Origin of the sequence: Halalkalibacter okhensis, from assembly GCF_000787375.1 — a bacterium.
Classification (GTDB): Bacteria; Bacillota; Bacilli; order Bacillales; family Bacillaceae_D; genus Halalkalibacter; species Halalkalibacter okhensis.
Window position 1 is genome coordinate 85,003 of sequence record NZ_JRJU01000009.1, and the last position, 18,641, is coordinate 103,643.

The following is an 18,641-nucleotide window of genomic DNA, read 5'->3' on the forward strand; positions in this document are numbered from 1 at the left end:
AACCCCTCGTGGAAGCATTACTCCCAGTGCGATTCAATAAATTCATTCCGGCCTGATATTCTCCTATCTTCTTTATATTCATTTGGACTTTTTTTATAAAAATATTGATGCTTCTCATCTGCAGCATAAAAGGTCGAAGCTTCTATAATTCCTGTTACAATAGGTTTCGCAAAACGTTTGCTATTTACCAACTCTTCTTTTGATTTCATTGCTTTTTCTTTTTGTTCCCGATTATGATAAAAAATAGCCGTTCTATACTGAGGTCCTCGATCATGGAATTGTCCATCTGGATCAGTAGGGTCTATTTGTGGCCAATAAAGCGAAAGCAACTTATCGTAAGCAAACACTTTCGGATCGTATGTAATTTGCACCACTTCATAATGTCCACTATCCCCAGATTTTACTTGCTCATATGTAGGATCTTCAACATGTCCACCCATAAATCCAGACTCTACTTTTATAATGCCAGGTAATTCATCAAATGGCTGAACCATACACCAAAAGCATCCCCCTGCAAATGTTGCTTTCTCATAGTTTAATTCACTCATACTATTCCCCTTCTTCCTATAATTATTGATCATTTAGTCATTGAATTTCTAATTTCTTTGGCTTTCAAATAGTCGAAAAGTTCAATATTATGCTGGTAACGTAATATGAAACGGATATCCTTTTTTTCAGCATCCTTCCTTGTACTTTTCCCATCCTAATTTCATTGCATGCAACAATTCCAATTTACCATTTAGCTGTTAGGCTAGAGCCTAGACAATGTGCGGGCATCTGCATAGGATAACAGTGGATTTAAAAGTTAAAGGAGGACATTTTTCATGCATTATCAAAACGCCACCCCTAATTCTACTGAACATAATCGTCCACAAATGGTTGCCGGTGTAGATCCTTATATGATTCAAACATTTCAATCTCTATTACGTACTAATGTCGTAGTTCAAACAACGGAAGGACTTGTCCGCGGAGTTGTTGCTGATGTGAAAGCAGATCACGTTGTTATAGATGTAAAGAATTGTCCGTTTTTTGTGCGCATTCAACAAATTGTATGGGTAAAGCCTTCTATTTACAGAGAAGAAGATTAATGAACATGTGCTGATTTACAAAATTGGATCCAGTTAGCAAAAGAGGTGCCCTCAAGGTTACATTGACCTTTTGGACACCTTCTAATTTCATGGACATGCTCCTTCTAAAGATGCTCTTACTCTTGAACCTCATATACAAAGTCGATTTCTTCACTCTTCCGACTAAACTTCACTTTCAAATTATGACCTTTAAAATACCATAAATCTTCTTCCTCAACATAGAAAGTGATTCCATCAATCTCTTCTTTTGCACCGATGACAGAAGGTGTTTCTTGGTTAATCCCTAACGAAAAACCACTTTGAATCGATCCACATCCTCCATACCTTGCAAAGAAACGAACAAATTCACCTTCACCTTTTAAATTAAGTTCCTCTTTAAACCACTGCAATGCTGGTTTTGTAATTTGTATATTCATCTACGTCACTCCCTATTTACACACCTAACTTCTTCTTACACATCATATCAATATCTTTCATGACTTGTCTATGAAAGACGTTTTTAACTATTTACCTGCATAAAAAAAGTTTCTCATTGTCAACTTTTTAACAAGTGTGCATACGATATTAAAAAGGAGGAATGAAAAATGAGTATAACGAAACGCACATTGTATTATGCTCATTTGTTCAATAAGATCGGTCTGCTTACAGACGAGCAAAAGAAACAATTAGAGAAATCATTACAAAAAAATAAAAATTCCATTTCATTATATAAAGGAGTAAGTGAATTCTACCCATTTGTCATTTCAGTTGAAAGAGTAAGCTCGCTGAACTCTCAGAGACCATGAAAAGAGATTTTTCATGGTCTAATAAATATTCAAAATGAATGGACATTTGGGCTATATCAAAAATATTCCCCCCCACTAGTCAATACCCTAACTCCTTCCCGCTTATCGCATTAGGGCACTCATCATGCAAAAAATACCCGAACAAAAAAAGAGCCTAATTCGTATAAGAATTAAACTCCATTCTCTCTTTTCCAAGCTCGTTATTTTCATAACCACAAAAATCAAACCACTTCAGTGACTCTCTATTATTTACCTTTCAACTAACTCATCTAGCCTTTCTACTAATTGAACAATTTCCGGTTTACTAATTTGATCGTCAGCTCCAACTTTTTCACCTTTATGATATAGATCTGTCGTAATAAGTGAAGAGAAAATTACGACAGGAATGTGAGAAAGGTGTTCGCTTTCTTTAATCTTTAATGTTAAATGATGTCCATCCATTAAAGGCATTTCAATGTCAGTAATGACTAAGTCAACTTTACTTTGGATTTCTTCTTTTGTAAGGGAGGATAGGTATTCCCATGCACTTTTTCCATTTTCAAAAAACTGAAGGTTCTCATACCCTGCCTCTGTTAATGTATCTTGTAATAATTTGCGTAATATCGTTGAATCTTCAGCAATGATCATACGCTTAGTTGACCGTTTGCGATTACCTAATGCCCTTACCTTCTCCACACTTAATCCACTATCCGGATTTATATCTACTACAATCTTCTCATAATCTAGCAGCAATGCCATCATATCGTCCATTTTCACAATCCCAATCGTATGGCCCAAATTCCCTTGCGATAGGTCGCTTGGTTTTTCTATTTGCTCCCAAGAAATACGGTGAATTCTAGAAACGCTATGAACATGAAAAGCCACTTTCATTTTATTTAACTCTGATATAATAAATTTATCTTGTTCTGGTTGTTCTGATTTTGGGATATTTAGCACCTTTGCTAAGTCAACAACCGGAATGACTTCTTGTCTCAACCGGATTACACCTTCGACGTGCTCATGATTGTTTGGTGTATCCGTGATTGGTAGTGGATTAATGATTTCTCTAACCTTTAATACATTTATACCAAATGTACTATTTCCTACCTGAAACATAACAATCTCTAACTCATTAGTACCACTCTCTAATAATATACCTTGCTGATTCATACTCATTTTCCATTTCCCCCATATACCCACTTCTCGTTCGAGAACTAAGACGAATTACCTATAGTTTATAAGATTAACTGCCCTTATCGCAAGAAAAATTTAGAAGATAAAGGGGAAAAACAAAAAAAACTCAAGCGATTGCCGTATAAAAATCGACTTATCGCTTGAGTCTTTATTGTTTTATATCATTAAACGTTAACTGTTACATCACTATCTTCTCTTAAATCGGAAAGAAGAATATCCATTTGCAGTTGATATTCAATTTCTCCTCGTACTTCGTCTAAGCTCGGAAGTTCTGCTTCACCTTCTGCTTCTGGCATTGCCGCAATGGCATCATCATAGAAGGCTTGAATGTCCTCTTCTGACACTTCAATATCTGCAACTTTTTGCTCTACGAACTTATTGCTCTTCACGCTTTCTGCAACATCGTTGCGAAGCTCATCCATGTCTACACCTTGAGCTTCTAATAACTCTTGAAGTTGCTCCTCTGATTCAAGTCCAAACTGCCCCATTAAGTCTGTAACACCACTATCAATTTCTTCTTCTGTTGCTTCAATTCCTTCTTCGTTTGCAGCATGTGTCACAAGAATAGAATTAATGATTCGATCTAGAACTTGATCTTTTACTTGATCTAAGTAGGCTGCGCCTTCTTCACTTTCAACATCAATACCTTGCATAGCAAGCTGCATTGCTTCCTGCTCTAGCGAAGAGACATAAATCTCTCTATCCACTTCTTCTCCGTTTACAACTGCAATGACATCAGGAATATCTGATGTATCTATTAGAGAATCCATTTCTTGTTGCTCACCATCAACTGGCTCTTCCGAAGCGACTGGCTCCTCCTCTGGTGTTGCTTCCTCATCTCCACCACAAGCAGCTAGTCCAAATGCTAGTGCACAAATACCAAATCCCATTACAAATTTCTTCAAGTCAATCAAACTCCTTCCTTATCTCGAAAACCTTTGGTTATTGTAACATAAAAATAATTCAATTTCAGTGTGATTCCTTCTAATTACCTATTGTCACCTAAACACATGTACGCAATTATGAAAACTTGTGAAATGACTAATCGCATTAACACTTATTATGGCGTAGTCCACATAATTCAAAACCAAGTTATTTGAAAAACTATGTAAAAAAACTCAATTCTTATTTTTGAGAGCTTTTCGCTAAAAGAAGAGGGCCCACACGGCACCTCTTCTTTTCCTTAACAACAGTCTTGACCGCCGCCAAGCATCACAAGACCAGCTTCATTTTCTGATTCTTGATAATCAAGAGTCAAGTCTGCTACTTGTTGTACAATGTCTTTTTCTATTGCTACATTAATACCGTTGATCACTTCTTGATGATCGGATTCTGCTGGTTCATCCAGAGCCAGCCCTAATTTAGGACCACCTCAACCCATACCAGCAAATACAACGCGTACGGTATTTAAACCATGTTCACTCATTGTTTCTACAAGAAAGTCTTTCGCTTTATCAGTAATCTTCACGTTCGTTTTCACCCCATTTCTCATACATACAATTAAGTATACTAAAATAACGTGATAAAATCATACAATTCGATTTACCAATTGCTCAAAATTCCCTCTTACAAATTTTTGAATCTGAGAAGTAGAATAATGTTTCTCTAATTCTTCTAGTAAGTTTCCATACACGCCACTATGCTCTAATCCGAGCACTTTGCTACTAATGCCATCAAAATCAGAGCCAAACCCAATATGATTTTCTGCCCCTAGGCTACACATATGATCTACATGCTTGATAAGATCGTTTATAGTTGCTTGCTCATTGCTTGTTACAAAATCGGGACAAAAGACAAGCCCAATGTATCCTTGTTTTTGAACCAACGCCTGAATTTGATCGTTATACAAATTTCTTGGGTGGTCGCAAATAGAACGAGCATTAGAATGGGAAGCAATCGGATATTTAGCCAAATCCATGACATCCCAAAAACCATTGATGCTTAAATGAGAGACATCTGTCAGCACTTGGTTTACATTATTCATTTGTACGAGATTCTTTCCTAATAGAGTTAGGCCTGCACCACGAGTTTCTCCAACGCCATCAGCACAAAGGTTAGCTTGATTCCATGTTAATCCAACTGAAATCACACCTAGTTGATATAAAATCGACAGCTTCGTTAAATCATCACCAATCGGATCTACACCTTCTAGCGTCAGTACTGCTCCAATTTCATCTTCCTTTAGTAAATGGAGATCGGACCATTTTTTTATATGACGCATCTTAGAATTTGATTTCAAAACCTTTTCATAAAAAATTTCAATTTGCTCCATCACAACCTGAAACTTCTGATCTTGTTTAATAAACGGTTCAACAAAAATGGCATATAGTTGAACTTGAACATTGCCCGCTTGTAGCCTTTTGAAATTTGCATCAATATTTGCATCGGTCAAATAATTACGGTCTGGCTGTTCCCACAATTTTAACAAAGCGTCACAATGAGTATCAATAATTCCTTTATTCATAAAATCCCCTCCTTTTTCGTTATTCATGCCTGCACCCTTACCGTTTTTCTCTCATATATATATACTAATAATTTAATTATGAAGGGGTGACATACATGTCAAATCAACAACCTTGGTCCAAAAAACTCCCTCAAAATTACCAAGATCTATTAAAAACAATTGATGGCTTCTTCCAAAATACGATGCAACAAATTAATGATAATCCGTTATTTTTACCTCCAATACCAACAAGCGTTTACGAAACGAAAGATTCTTTTATCATCGAAGCTGAACTACCAGGTGTTAGTAAAAAACAAATAAATCTAGATATCTATCGTCAAGCTGTTAGAATCCAGGTAACACAGGACGAACGATCTGAATATATAGATGATAAAAGCGGAATAACAGAGCGAGTAAATCATACACAAATGAGACAGCGCGTCATTCCCGTACCTTTTTTCATTCAAGAACAAGAGGTAAAAGCCACTTATAAAAATGGGCTATTACAAATCTTAATTCCTAATAAACGAAAACAAATACCAATTGAATAAGGAGGTTGATTAGGAATGTTTCAGCCTAGTCAAAATCAACAGCGTCCAATAAGGCAAAGACCACAACCATTTCAACAAGCATCGCTGTACCAGCACAATCCTTACTCTCCGTTTGGACAGCAGCAACCATTTCATCATCAGCAACCACAACAAATGCATGGGTATATGCAACCAATGCAACAAGGTCAGCCCCGACCTAGACCGCCATTTGCACCTGGTATGAATATGAGCAAACAACCTGGCTTTAAATCTAATAAACCATCTTTCTTCAAATCCGCATTTACCAATGAAAGCGGAAGTTTTGATATGGGCAAAACGGTAAGTACCGTTGACCAAGTTGTCAAAACTGTTCACCAAGCATCACCAATTGTAAAATCAATAGGAAGTCTCTTTATAAAGAAATAAGCTACAACTCTTTTAATTGCAGTGCATAAGCGAGCGTTTGATTGGCATTAATCATTTTCAGCCCTTGTGAGGGGACATAATCTATTTTAACGAATGCTCCAATCTCCTCTATTGTTTTGTCATCATATACAAAAGGGAGCCCTTCAATTCGCTTATGTGAATCATTTAGCCTCGACTCATCCAGAGTAAGGTCGTACGCAACCATCGTACTTCATTCAAATGTGTCATATGCTCGAACACGAATCGCCTTTTCGTGAAGATCTGTGTGTTGAAAGAAATCAAGAGCTCGTTCAGTTAGAATTATTTTCATGCTAACTCATCCTTTCCTTTTTCTTAATTAGGAGGTGTCTTATCATAGGTACGATAAAAGAATTTTATCATTACCTCTTAATAAGATACCTCTTTTGTATGATGGGAACTTGATTTTTTTTGAAAAATGACCAATCCAATCGAGCCAATAAAAGCACTTCCCGCAATAATTAAATAAAGTGTCGAGATCGAAGTGGCCTCAATAATATATCCCCCAAACAGTGAACCAACAATGCCCGCAAGTCCAAAGATAACGGTAATAAAGAGGACATGACCTGTAGCTAATAAATGTTCAGGGATTAACTTATTAATGATTTGGAAAGCCGCGATATAAAATACGGCAAATGTTAATCCATGGGACAGTTGAATTGGCAAAATCAACCATGGATTTTCAACGAATGCCATTAATATCCACCGTGCACCGTATAGCACACCTGCAAGAATAACAAACGTTAATGGCGACCACTTTCTATACCAATAAGCGGTCGTAGCAAAAATTAGAGCTTCTGCTGTAACACCTACAAACCACGCCCACCCAATCATCGCTTCTGGTCCGCCAAGTTCGACTACATAAAGCCCGAGATAAATATCGTTCGCTCGGTGCGATACAGAAATGAAAAACGCCAAAAGCAAGAATAAAAAAAGGGATGGATTTGTTGTTAATTTCACAGCATCTAATACGGTTACTGGTTTATTGTTTCCTGGAACATCCTTGATTGAGAAAGCGACCGCTAAGGCAACTAAGGCCATAACTAGCATAGGCAGCATGATTTTTTCGACACCTATCCATGTTAACACATAGCCAACGACAAGCGAAGTGATGGCAAACCCTAACGATCCCCACAACCGAATTCGTCCAAAGCTAACCTTTTTCTGAACAGATGTTTTTTGAGCTAGCGAATCTCCTAATGCTGTTGTTGGAGATACAAAGAAAAATAGGATAAACATCATCACTAAATAACCTGCATACGAGTTAACGAGCATAAATGTAACCGCAGTTGCACTTAATCCAATTAAAGCAATGACGATCATCTTCTTAATGCTCTTGTATTTATCACTTAAATAGCCCCACATTGGTTGTGCAATAATCGTTGCACAAGGGCCAATGGCCATCAACAAACCAACTTGAGAACCTGTAAGCCCTTGCGATTTAAAAAAAACAGGAAAATAACCATTAATAATGGTAATCGTTGAATGGGCAAAAAAGAGATAAGCCATCAACCGGTAGATCGAACGGTGGTTCATACACGCCTCCTATACGACAACCCTCATATGTTCTGAATGGACGATGGGGATCATCAGCAATAATAAAGCCTGATTTAGTTGCATTCAACTAAATCAGACTAACGATCAAAGCAAGCCTTCTTGCTCAAATAAATACGTATACGGAATATCAAGAAATAAAAATAAATTATCTGAAATCGGATAAGAATATGTACGAATCCTTTCGTCACGCTCAATATCCGTATATAAATCAGATAAAAACCCTCTTTTTTCAATATTCATCCGGATGATATTTTCAAGAAAGTAAGGACGCCAGCTCCAGTTTTTGAAACGGCCTTCTTCAATCAAAACCCATTTGTTTTCTTCGTTTTTTTCTGCATTGGACGATTGTTGAAATCCTTCTGCATTGCATACGTAAATACGAAATGCATAACGATCACAATCACTTGCCACTTTCATGATTAATTCATCGTAGTCTTCTTGATTAATCGATTTCATTGTCTGCTTCAATTGCATCGTAAGCTCATTTGTTAAAGTGAACTGTGACTGCATCTTCTTTCGTTCATAAACAATAAAATGTTGGAATTCCTTTTGCATTTTCTCTCTGCAGCAATCTGGCTCAACAAATGTAGCATTCGGCGATCTTAAATAGTAACCTTGATAATATCGACCTCCATTACGCCATGAATAATTGAGCTGATTAAAATTGGAAATGCCTTCAAAAAGCAACGTAGCCCCAATTTTTCTAGACAACATAGACAGAGATTGATGAACCTCAGAATACAAATGCGGGAATTCTTCATCTTCCATAAATCCAACATCAACTTTAATAATATTCGGTTTTAACATAGCAATTAAATCCAAGTTGCTGCCATTATGACCAACATCATCAAGGGCTAACCTAAAGCCAAAGCTCTGAATATAATAAAAAAAGTGCTTGTTATCATAGAAATATTCAGCCACATCATCCTCTTTTAGCTCCAACACAATTTGCTCAATTTTCAAGCCTTTTTGCTGATACTCTTCCATACATTTTAGAAATGTTTCACCATTGTCTTTTAGAAGTAAGGACGTATCATAATTAAGGAACAAGTATGCTTTTTGCTCCATTGTAATAAATTGATCAAGCGCCAGCCTTTGGATGTGATCATCTAATTCTAATCGATATTCATCTGGAATATTCTTATCTTGAAAAAACCAACCTAAACTTTTGTCTCCTTCATCTGTTTGAAGCCTTGCCAAAACTTCATATCCAACGACGAGTTGTTTATCTGCACTAAAGATCGGTTGAAAAAACGGGATGACACAATCTTTATTCATCATGATATCTAAAGGATCCAATTCTACACACCTCCACCATAAAAGACATGTTCCTTTTGACAACAGCCTTTCGTTTGCTGAAACTATTCACCGTTCCTATTAGCAAATTTATTATATCATAGCTTCATTGTATTAGTGCGAATAGACAACCTATAAAAAATGATACCTGGATCAGCCCTTTTAGCGACATGTAAAGAGGCTATTTCAAAAAGACCGTTCTTTGGCCTTTTGAAACAGCCTTGCTCATATCATCTATTTCCCTAAATCATAAGGTGTTTCTTGGTAAACATAATAGTTTAGCCAATTGGTGAAAAGTAAATTAGAGTGAGCTCTCCAGCGTAATCGAGGAAGCTTTTGATCATTGTTATTCGGGAAGTAATTGTAAGGCAGATCAATAGCTAACCCTTTCTCCTTATCCCTTTCATACTCTTCTTGTAATGTACAAACATCATATTCAGAATGACCCATTACAAAAATTTGCTTGCCATTTTTTTGATGCAACAATATACACGCCTGCTTCATCAGACAAGCTTAATATCTCAAGATCATTTACTTGCTCAATGTCTTCCTTTCTTACATCTGTGTGCCTTGAATGAGGTGCTAAATACTCATCATCAAATCCCCGAAGTAACTTAACATTTTGTTTCTCAATGGTATGGTAAAACACCCCGAATTTTTTTGCTTCTAGTGGATACTTATTGACTCCATAGTGATGGTATAAACCTGCCTGGGCCCCCAACAGATATGGAGAGTAGATGTAACATTGTTAACACTCCAATTCATAATTTCTTGCAGCTCTTCCCAATAATCAACGACCTCAAACTCTAACATTTCAACAGGTGCTCCTGTAATAATCATTCCGTCAAATTTTTTCGTCTTTATTTCATCAAATGTTTTATAGAATTCATAGAGGTGCTCGTGTGATGTGTTTTTTGAAACATGTGTCGTTGGGTATAAGAACGATACTTCTACTTGCAAAGGACTGTTCCCAAGTAAGCGTAACAATTGCGTTTCAGTTGTTTCTTTAATAGGCATTAAATTAAGAATCACAATTTTTAATGGTCGAATATCCTGAGAGTACGCACGACTCTCATCCATTACAAAGATATTCTCTGTATTTAATATTTCTTTTGCAGGTAGATGATCAGGGATTTTAATAGGCATAATGCATGAACTCCTTTTTTGAATGCGTATACTACTTGTATGTAAACATTGTCATTATCGTATTCGTTCGTGATAAAATTAAGAACATATAAAAAAACGTAACATTTCGATAATTTAACTTATCATGAAAATAGAAATTCTGCAATTAACTTACAACATATAAATGAGGTGAATCTTATGAAAATTCGTTTAGAATGGTACTATACACCTGCAAAAACAAAGCAGTCCTTCTTTATGAAGTCGGATTGGATGAGTGTAGCGTCTGCGTTAATAGTAAGTGATGACTTAGAAAAAACAGGACGCTTAAAGAGCATTGAATATTTAGATGATCATGATACGACTTGGACGAAAAAAGATTTAACAAAGTTCCTGAAACAATTTGAAACAGAACCACATGATGTTCACGCATATATAGATGGTGGGTTTGATGTAAGCTCTCGTTATGCAGGGATTGGCCTTGCTATTTATTATCAACAAAATAACAAAAAATGGCGAGTACGATGTAACGATACCTTCGAACTTTTAGAAGATAACAATGAGGCTGAATATGCAGCTTTATATCGTTTACTAAGACAGTTAGAAGAGATGGGTGTTCATCACCAAACAGTAAACATTCATTCCGATTCCATGATCGTTGTAAACCAAGCATCCGGTGAATGGCCTTGCTATGAAGAACATTATAATAAATGGTTAGATCGAATTGATGAACGATCATCCAAACTTGGCTTAACGTTAAACTACGAGTTAATTGATCGAAGCTTAAACAAGGAAGCAGACCAACTAGCTACTCAAGCGCTTGAAGGAACGAAAATTGAGAGCGTGATCGAAAAAGTCTGATCGTCTATTTCTTCAAAAAAGGGGGTGTCTCAAAAGGTCAAAATCAGACCTTTTGAGACACCCCCGAAGCAATCAGTGGAGTCGCTACATTCTTTTAAAAGCCTTGAGAGGAGTGGTTTTCTCCTCCCAAGGCGCGTAGCGAACGGAGCCATTGCCACCTCTGTTGCAGACTTTTGGGATAGCCCCTTACTGTTATTCATTTATTATTTCTTTGCAATAGTATTTCAGCAAAATGATTACTCAATCTTGTTACACCTAAAGGTTCCGGAACCCTTCCATAATCTTCATGATGAAAATCAGATCCGCCCGTTTTGAATAACGTAGTTCCTATTTGTTCTTCAATTTCATCACAAAGAGTCTCGTAACGCTTGACAGCCTCTTCATTATGATCTCGATGGTAAACTTCAATCCCGTCTAGTCCCCAATCTCTTACCCAGTTGATTAAATCACCATCAACTCCATAATAATCAGGGTGTGCGACAATGGCAATTCCTCCGGTTCGGTGAATCCAGCCAATCGCTTCCTCCACGGTCATTTCTTGCGATTTTTCAACATAACACGGCTTGCCCTCTGCCAAATAGCGTTCGAAAGCCTCAGCAACATCAGCTACATAACCAGCCTCAATTAATGCTTTGGCAACATGTGGTCTGCCGATGCTACCTCCATCTACATGCTTTAACACATCTTGTGCCTGAATAGGTAACCCAACCGCTTCTAGACGTTGAATGATCGTGTCTAGTCGCTCCCTTCGCAACTGCTTCTGATTGGCGAGTATTGTTTGTAAATGTTGATCTTTCCAATCGAATTGATAGCCTAAAATATGAACACTTTTCCCTTTATACTTAGTTGAGAATTCAATGCCTGGAATCACGCGCAATCCAAGATCATTCCCTACTCTAATTGCTTCTTCAATGCCTTCTACGCTATCATGATCTGTCAAAGAGACAATCTCTAGATCGACCATTTTGCACTTTTTCATCAACTCACCTGGCGTATACCCGCCATCTGATGCGGTTGAATGCATATGAAGGTCACTATTTTTCTGTCCATTCATCTATTTACTCATCCTCATTAACATGTACTTGCCACGTAACTTGTCCTGTTCGCAAATGATCCGTATATACGAGCTCATACTCTTTGGCCTTTGGAACTAAAAACGCTACCTCTCCTCGATTGGTTCTTCCCGGATGTAACTGCCCACCTAAGATTCCCTTTGTCTCAACTTGAGTGGTTACCCCATGAGCAAAGTTGTCTTCATCAACTAATGTTAGTTTGAACGTGGAAAATTCATAAACCGTCTCCCGATGATTAGCGAACTCTAGATCTATTATTACGAAATGACTATCTACCTGCGTCGACTCTTCTATACGAGCTCCATTTAACGTTATATTTACACCATTAACTTCACGGGTAGTATCCTCATCAATTGATTCTGGAACAATGGTTTGAGCAGTAGACGTTTCCGTTCCTAAGTCTAAAAAGTTATATACTCCTACAAGCGATACTAGGCACACGCATAGGCCCATCAATAATACGACTTTCCTTTTCATCATTTTCTCTCCTTATTCGATTATCAAAAAAACATCATCAAAGACACTCGAATTAAGGTATGATATACAATGATTAATTATGACTTATTATTTCCACCAAGTATCAAAAATTGTTACCGGCAACTGACGTTTATGCTCCGTTTTCACATAACGAGATTCGATCTTCTTTGCAATATCAGTTTCTACTTCTTTGTTCTCCAAATAATCATCTAAATTCTCGTAGGTCATACCTAATGCAACCTCATCAGGTAAGCCAGGTTTATCATCTTCTAAATCCGCTGTTGGTGCTTTTTTATATAAATGTTCAGGGGCATTTAATTCCATTAGCAATGCTTTTCCTTGCCTTTTCGTTAACCCAAATAATGGCGCAATATCACATGCCCCATCGCCATGCTTTGTAAAGAATCCTGTAATGGCCTCAGCTGCATGGTCCGTTCCGATCACTAGACAACCATAATGAGCAGCTAGGTCATATTGTGCTTTCATACGTTCTCTAGCTTTCGTATTTCCTTTGTTAAAGTCGGAAAGTACTTCTCCGCCCGTAGCTTTCTTAAATGCTTCTACAGATGCGTCAACAGCACCTTTTATATTAACCGTAATCGCCTTTGTTGGTTCAATAAAGCTAAGGGCATCCTGAGCATCTTGCTCATCTTGTTGTTCTCCATATGGAAGTCTTACAGCATAAAACGTATATGTTTTGTCTTGTTGCTCATCATTAAGTTCATTTATGGCTGTTTGCGTTAGCTTGCCAGCCAATGTCGAGTCTTGCCCTCCAGAGATTCCAAGGACATATCCATTTGCTCCCGTATGTAATAGATAGTTTTTCAGAAAGTCTACTCTCGTACGAATTTGCTCTTTGGGATCAATGGATGAATTTGTTTGTAGATCACGAATAATTGTTTCTTGCGTTGCCATATTTTATCCTCCTATCAACGTCATATCTTATTATAACCATGAAATCGCTATTGTTGAAAGCGATGCCCCTGACCTAAATTGAATAAGTGGTTTTCCAACCCTTCGTTTTTTAAAATTTCTATCTGCCTATCCCCGAGTAAATCATAGTGAGGATATTTGTCCCTACGATGAATCCACTCTGGCTTTAACCCATACTGAGCTCCCCAGCCTTCAAGCTTAGAAATATTGGTGCAGGCTACTTTGGTTACAGTGGTACAACCAGGAAAACGCTCGTCTAACCAAAAATGCGTTAAAAAGGCAATTTCGCCTTTTTCCGCTAACTGCTTCCACTCGATTAACGTTCGTCTTTTTAGTCCAAAAGCCATCAATATCACCTTTTAGAATTGTTTGGCTTGATTATAGCACACCATCTCTTCTCTTTACACAAAACAACCTCTTGATCACTCTGAACCTATGCCAAACAAAGCTTGCCAACGCAAGAGATTTGAAACCATTACATCGGTTAAAAAAAACCTTGTTAGAAACAATGACATACTGATGTAAAGGAGCCTGAAAATCGATCCTTCTATTTCTAAAGCCATTTCCTATCCGGTACTTAAATGAAGAAAATCGCTTAGAAGTATTCCTAAGCGATTTCCTATCTTGTATTTTTTATAACTCGTCTTGGTATCCAGTTTGCCTTGCTTGCATCTCATCGGCCATTTCAGCTTCGAACCCTTGGATGCTTTCCTTACGGCGTTCATTTTTTTCTTTCACAGATTGTTTTTGAGCCTCTGTCATATCTGTATGAGCAACAGATTCCTCAGCTGCCTCAATATTGTGCTCTGTGTTTTCTTTCATTTGCTGAAGTTTTTCTACGTTATCATTACGGTTATCTGGTTTCGCCATGTTCATTACCCCTTTGAATGAAATACTTGCAAGCTTAGTATGGATAATGACTCAAGGCTTATTCACAGGTCGCAAAAGATTCATTTATTGATCTTTTTGCCCATATTCTTATGGCATTATTTTTTCTTAATCTCCTCATACTTTTGAAACCATTCCGGGAAAGCTTTTTTAAAAGCAGTCGGCTTAAATGTTTCTTTTTTTACGATAATGTGGGTGGTTGTACCTTCAACACAAATCTCATCATTTTCGTTAACAATTGAATATCCGTAAACAGTTTTCAACCCATCGTTTCCTTCGACCCATGTTTTTACGAACGCTCGATCCCCATAACGGACCGGCTTTTTATACGTTGCCGTTACATCGTATACAGGTGCAAAAAAACCTGCCTCCTCCATGCCAACATAGCTATAACCAACATCTTCTACTAACCCACCACGCCCAAGCTCAAAGTACTTTAAATAATTCGCATGATAGATAACCCCCATCATGTCGGTATCCGCGTATAAAACTTGAATTTCTCTTGTAGAAATAAACAAAACTACCCCTCCCTCATTTCTCAATCATACGCCTTCTTTTCGAAGAATTTCTACGTCTTCTTGCTCAATGACAGGTAACTGATCTACATTCACCTGATCAAAGTCAATAAGCCTCAATGATTGTATCTGCACAAGTCGATCAAATAAATCCATGGCAAAGCGACCATTTCCTGGATGCCCGTCATCAGCTAGCAGTTCATTTAGTAATTCCTTTGCTCCATTGGTCAAACAATATCCCGTTTCGTCGGCCCGCTTTTCAATCATTTGGATTAACTCCGATTTTGAGTAGTCCGCAAAATAAATGTGCTTCTTAAAACGTGACCGAAGCCCTGGGTTGCTATCTAGAAGCTGCTGCATTTCATTTCCATAGCCAGCTAATACGACAACAAGATTCTCTTCATGCTCGGTCATTTCTTGCACAAGGGTATTAATCACTTCTTTACCAAAATCGCCTTGATTATCTGCTAAAAGTGAATAAGCTTCATCAATAAATAACACGCCACCTAGAGCATCTTTTATGATTTCTTTCGTCTTTTGTGCGGTTTGTCCAACATAGCCAGCTACTAAATCAGCACGAGAACCAATGACAAGATGCCCTCGTTTTAACAAACCAATTTCTTTTAACGACTTTGCGTATAGTTTTGCTACGGTTGTCTTCCCAGTTCCTGGGTTTCCGGTAAAAACAGAGTGGATCTGAAGCGGTAATGCTTGAAGTCCGTTCTCTCTTCGCTTCTGCTGAATTTGGACAAAGGAAGTGAGCTGTGCCATTTCTTTTTTTACTTGCTTTAGTCCGATAAGTTGATTTAACTCATTTTTCGCTGATTTTTCCCTAGGTTGATTTTTGTCTTCTTTAAAATCATCCGCCTGCAAAAGGACAAAGTCTTCTGTTTGAGGATGTTCTAATGACATGTTAGAACCCTTTTGAAAAATCGCATCTAAAATTATATTTTTCACAGCTCTAGCGTTACCGAATGACTGATCAACTTGAGCTTTTTCAATTCGTCTTCGGCATTCCTGCTTAGCCCCACGTGTTAAAATATAATCATTGTCTGTCGCCATTTTCTCCGCAATTTGAAGCAACTCATTTATCGTATAATTCTCAATTTTTATTTGATTTTGTTCAGGGAATCGGCTTCTCAATCCTGGATTGGAACGTAAGAATGTCCGCATTTCCTCCGGGTATCCAGCCAAGATAACGGCAAACGTTCCTGCATATTTCCCACTTGTCATAGCTGAGACGAGCGTATCAATAACGGTTTGACCGTAATCATTCCCTGCTGCTCCTTCTCTTTTTAAGTTATAAGCTTCATCAATAAATAGAACCCCACCAGAAGCACGTTCAATTGCTCTATTTGTATTTTCTTCTGATTGGCCTACATAGGCTCCAACAAGCTGAGTACGGTCCACTTCATACACTTCATCACGTTCTAATAATCCAAGCTCATAATAAATTTTAGCCATTAGTCTTGCTAGATGCGTCTTTCCTGTCCCTGGATTTCCTGTCAGAATCATATGTAAGTTGATCCCATCTTTCGACTGAAACCCTTGACGCAAGCGTTCTTTTTGATAATGTAAAAATTGGTAGAGCTGCTGCACTCTAACCTTCACGTCATTTAGCCCGATTAATCGGTGTAATTCGTCTAAGGCTGTCTCTTGTTCGTAACCTTCTTGTTCTGAAGGAAAATGTTCCATCCACTCTTCCATTAGTTGTTCAATCTCTTTTGTCGCTTTAATGATTTGTTTAAATTGAGTAGCTGAATAATAAACGCTCGTTACCGAATCTGCATATTCAGATGTAGCAGACTGAATCGCTTTAAATGGTTTTTGTAAATCATCAAAAAAGTGAACGATACGATCCACATCACTAAACCGTTCGCTATCTTCAAGATAAGGAAGAGATGTTTGAACCGCCTGCCATTGTTCCTTGTACTGATCCACATAGCGAAAAAAGGTATTAGCGATTTGATGGTATTCATGAGCTGTTTTTTTCTTTGCAGCTCCATGATCGGTTTCCCGAATGGGTGGGAATTTACTTGGTATCGGCACTTGTTGTAAAAAAGCAAAAAATGACTCCACTTTTAACTGGTGGGCTAAAGCATTCGTTTGATCGAGCGTTAATGCCTCGTTCACCCAACGTTCTACTAAGTGATCCACTTTCTTTCCTCTTTTATACCTAGTATGAGCAAGCAGTGAAAGCAATTTCGAACGATACTGTTTCGTTCTTTCGTCCTCTTCACCATCTGCAAGATCAAATTGTTCAAGAATTTCCCAAGCTTTCCCTTCATGGAATGCCTCTTTTCCTTGTTCCATTCTCTCAAGCCAAATTTCTATTTGTTCGTTCGTCCAACGATCTTGTAACATTTTCACACCACTTTCTAAAAAACGAAATACTAAACAATAGATAATAGCGAATCCTACTTCAGTATTTCAATTAAAAGGCTATTGCAAAAGGCTTACTGCCACTTGCTGTCCTCAAAAATCTATGTTCTTCATTTTATCATCATTATCCAGTCTTTGCATGTGAGGTGTGTTCTTCTTTTCTACGTCTCACTGATGTTCCGACATAGACACCCGATAGAACAAAGAAAGCACCTACCATTGTCGAAACCGTTAGTTTTTCTCCTAAGAAAAGAGTAGCCATCACAACAGCAGAAACTGGCATAACATTAATAAAGATCGAAGCTTTAGCTGCTCCAATTTTTTGAATTCCATAGTAATAGAGAATGAAGCCTAAAACCGTGACAAATACACTCATATGTGCAATGGCTAACCAAGCTGGCCATGTGCTTGTTGCAACATGCTCCCATGGTTTTTCAAATAAAGAAAAAGGAAGCAAAAACAACGTTCCAAAGCCGACCGCATACGTCGTTGAGACAATTGAACTGTACTTTCTAAGAACCATTCGACCGAGCACGCTATATAATGCCCATGTTATTACGGCTCCTAACAAGACAAAATCAATTAGTTCAAACTGAAAACGAATCAAAGTCATCATATTTCCTTCTGTAATAATTGTCACCACTCCCAAAAAGGCAAGCAAAAGACCCATGACGTTTCTTTTTGTGATTGTCTCTTTTAACACAACCCCTGACAAAAGCATAATGAGCATGGGATTTGCCGCAATAAATAACGAGCTTTTTATCACTGGAGCGTGCTTGCTTGCTAAAAAGAAACAAATATTATATATAGCGATTCCTGTAAGTCCCAACAACGCAAACATACCCCAGTCTTTTTTCGTTGGCTTTGGAATATCTTTTTCAACTAGCCACATGATTGGGAATAGCAGCAAGGCCGCTCCAAAGAAACGCAAAAAAGAAATGGTGGCAGGCTCAAAACTTTCAATAGCAATCTTCCCTGCAATAAAAGCACTTCCCCATGTACTTGTCGCAAGAGTTAACATCCCATAAATCATCCACTGTTTTTTTCTCTCCATTTGCTCTTCCCCTTTTTTAT

The 18,641-nt window shown here is 37.7% G+C and carries 22 protein-coding genes and 1 pseudogene; 5 read left to right on the forward strand and 18 right to left on the reverse strand.

Going from position 1 to position 18,641, the window contains the following annotated elements; all coding sequences use genetic code 11:
- Window positions 1-17: 17 nt before the first annotated feature.
- Window positions 18-548 (reverse strand): peptide-methionine (S)-S-oxide reductase MsrA, encoded by a 531-nt coding sequence (gene msrA / locus LQ50_RS08730; protein WP_034628254.1) that lies wholly within the window; start codon window positions 546-548, stop codon window positions 18-20.
- Window positions 549-824: 276 nt separating this feature from the next.
- Between msrA and LQ50_RS08735 the strand changes: the two genes are divergently transcribed.
- Window positions 825-1,088: a YuzF family protein gene (locus LQ50_RS08735; RefSeq protein ID WP_052144661.1), complete on the forward strand. Its 264-nt coding sequence runs from the start codon at window positions 825-827 to the stop codon at window positions 1,086-1,088.
- 116 nt (window positions 1,089-1,204) lie between these two features.
- Here the strand turns inward: LQ50_RS08735 and LQ50_RS08740 are convergent, their stop codons facing one another.
- Window positions 1,205-1,504, reverse strand: coding sequence for a HesB/YadR/YfhF family protein (locus tag LQ50_RS08740; protein WP_034628256.1), 300 nt, complete (start codon window positions 1,502-1,504; stop codon window positions 1,205-1,207).
- A 168-nt stretch (window positions 1,505-1,672) separates the two neighbouring features.
- Between LQ50_RS08740 and LQ50_RS08745 the strand changes: the two genes are divergently transcribed.
- Complete coding sequence (locus LQ50_RS08745; protein WP_034628257.1) at window positions 1,673-1,873, forward strand: hypothetical protein; 201 nt, start codon at window positions 1,673-1,675, stop codon at window positions 1,871-1,873.
- Window positions 1,874-2,122: 249 nt separating this feature from the next.
- Here the strand turns inward: LQ50_RS08745 and LQ50_RS08750 are convergent, their stop codons facing one another.
- From LQ50_RS08750 to LQ50_RS08765, 4 genes are all read right to left on the reverse strand, one after another.
- Entirely contained in the window at window positions 2,123-3,022 is a 900-nt protein-coding gene (locus LQ50_RS08750; RefSeq protein ID WP_034628366.1) for a chemotaxis protein, read from the reverse strand.
- A 188-nt stretch (window positions 3,023-3,210) separates the two neighbouring features.
- Window positions 3,211-3,951: a SurA N-terminal domain-containing protein gene (locus LQ50_RS08755; protein WP_034628259.1), complete on the reverse strand. Its 741-nt coding sequence runs from the start codon at window positions 3,949-3,951 to the stop codon at window positions 3,211-3,213.
- A gap of 278 nt (window positions 3,952-4,229) precedes the next feature.
- Entirely contained in the window at window positions 4,230-4,514 is a 285-nt protein-coding gene (locus LQ50_RS26605; protein ID WP_444542587.1) for a HesB-like (seleno)protein, read from the reverse strand.
- 60 nt (window positions 4,515-4,574) lie between these two features.
- Window positions 4,575-5,510, reverse strand: a complete 936-nt coding sequence (locus LQ50_RS08765) for a dipeptidase (protein ID WP_034628261.1) — start codon at window positions 5,508-5,510, stop codon at window positions 4,575-4,577.
- A 95-nt stretch (window positions 5,511-5,605) separates the two neighbouring features.
- Between LQ50_RS08765 and LQ50_RS08770 the strand changes: the two genes are divergently transcribed.
- Window positions 5,606-6,040, forward strand: a complete 435-nt coding sequence (locus LQ50_RS08770; RefSeq protein WP_034628263.1) for an Hsp20/alpha crystallin family protein — start codon at window positions 5,606-5,608, stop codon at window positions 6,038-6,040.
- A 15-nt stretch (window positions 6,041-6,055) separates the two neighbouring features.
- The gene (locus tag LQ50_RS08775; protein ID WP_034628266.1) at window positions 6,056-6,445 is read left to right on the forward strand and encodes a YppG family protein; all 390 of its coding nucleotides are present in this window, start codon (window positions 6,056-6,058) and stop codon (window positions 6,443-6,445) included.
- Between the two features lies 1 nt (window position 6,446).
- Here LQ50_RS08775 and LQ50_RS08780 read toward each other — a convergent pair whose 3' ends face one another.
- From LQ50_RS08780 to metA, 4 genes and pseudogenes are all read right to left on the reverse strand, one after another.
- Window positions 6,447-6,650 (reverse strand): hypothetical protein, encoded by a 204-nt coding sequence (locus LQ50_RS08780; protein ID WP_034628268.1) that lies wholly within the window; start codon window positions 6,648-6,650, stop codon window positions 6,447-6,449.
- Window positions 6,651-6,832: 182 nt separating this feature from the next.
- Entirely contained in the window at window positions 6,833-7,999 is a 1,167-nt protein-coding gene (locus LQ50_RS08785) for an MFS transporter (RefSeq protein ID WP_052144663.1), read from the reverse strand.
- A gap of 105 nt (window positions 8,000-8,104) precedes the next feature.
- The gene (locus tag LQ50_RS08790) at window positions 8,105-9,319 is read right to left on the reverse strand and encodes an EAL domain-containing protein (RefSeq protein WP_034628270.1); all 1,215 of its coding nucleotides are present in this window, start codon (window positions 9,317-9,319) and stop codon (window positions 8,105-8,107) included.
- Between the two features lie 231 nt (window positions 9,320-9,550).
- Window positions 9,551-10,462, reverse strand: a pseudogene (gene metA, locus LQ50_RS26505) (homoserine O-acetyltransferase MetA).
- 177 nt (window positions 10,463-10,639) lie between these two features.
- Here metA and LQ50_RS08800 point away from each other — a divergent pair.
- Window positions 10,640-11,299: a reverse transcriptase-like protein gene (locus tag LQ50_RS08800; RefSeq protein ID WP_034628272.1), complete on the forward strand. Its 660-nt coding sequence runs from the start codon at window positions 10,640-10,642 to the stop codon at window positions 11,297-11,299.
- Window positions 11,300-11,495: 196 nt separating this feature from the next.
- Here the strand turns inward: LQ50_RS08800 and LQ50_RS08805 are convergent, their stop codons facing one another.
- The 8 genes from LQ50_RS08805 to LQ50_RS08840 all read right to left on the reverse strand — a co-directional run bounded on the left by LQ50_RS08805 (window position 11,496) and on the right by LQ50_RS08840 (window position 18,621).
- Window positions 11,496-12,353: a PHP domain-containing protein gene (locus tag LQ50_RS08805; protein WP_034628274.1), complete on the reverse strand. Its 858-nt coding sequence runs from the start codon at window positions 12,351-12,353 to the stop codon at window positions 11,496-11,498.
- A gap of 4 nt (window positions 12,354-12,357) precedes the next feature.
- Window positions 12,358-12,849 carry a DUF4352 domain-containing protein gene (locus LQ50_RS08810; protein ID WP_034628276.1) on the reverse strand — a complete coding sequence of 164 codons (492 nt, stop codon included), beginning with the start codon at window positions 12,847-12,849 and terminating at the stop codon, window positions 12,358-12,360.
- Window positions 12,850-12,936: 87 nt separating this feature from the next.
- Window positions 12,937-13,764, reverse strand: coding sequence for an NAD(+) synthase (gene nadE, locus LQ50_RS08815; RefSeq protein WP_052144664.1), 828 nt, complete (start codon window positions 13,762-13,764; stop codon window positions 12,937-12,939).
- A 47-nt stretch (window positions 13,765-13,811) separates the two neighbouring features.
- Window positions 13,812-14,129 carry a hypothetical protein gene (locus LQ50_RS08820; RefSeq protein ID WP_034628278.1) on the reverse strand — a complete coding sequence of 106 codons (318 nt, stop codon included), beginning with the start codon at window positions 14,127-14,129 and terminating at the stop codon, window positions 13,812-13,814.
- A 286-nt stretch (window positions 14,130-14,415) separates the two neighbouring features.
- Entirely contained in the window at window positions 14,416-14,652 is a 237-nt protein-coding gene (tlp, locus tag LQ50_RS08825; protein WP_034628279.1) for a small acid-soluble spore protein Tlp, read from the reverse strand.
- Between the two features lie 116 nt (window positions 14,653-14,768).
- Entirely contained in the window at window positions 14,769-15,188 is a 420-nt protein-coding gene (locus tag LQ50_RS08830; protein WP_034628369.1) for an acyl-CoA thioesterase, read from the reverse strand.
- 24 nt (window positions 15,189-15,212) lie between these two features.
- Window positions 15,213-17,549: an AAA family ATPase gene (locus LQ50_RS08835; protein WP_034628281.1), complete on the reverse strand. Its 2,337-nt coding sequence runs from the start codon at window positions 17,547-17,549 to the stop codon at window positions 15,213-15,215.
- 142 nt (window positions 17,550-17,691) lie between these two features.
- Entirely contained in the window at window positions 17,692-18,621 is a 930-nt protein-coding gene (locus tag LQ50_RS08840) for a DMT family transporter (RefSeq protein WP_034628282.1), read from the reverse strand.
- Between the last annotated feature and the right edge of the window lie 20 nt (window positions 18,622-18,641).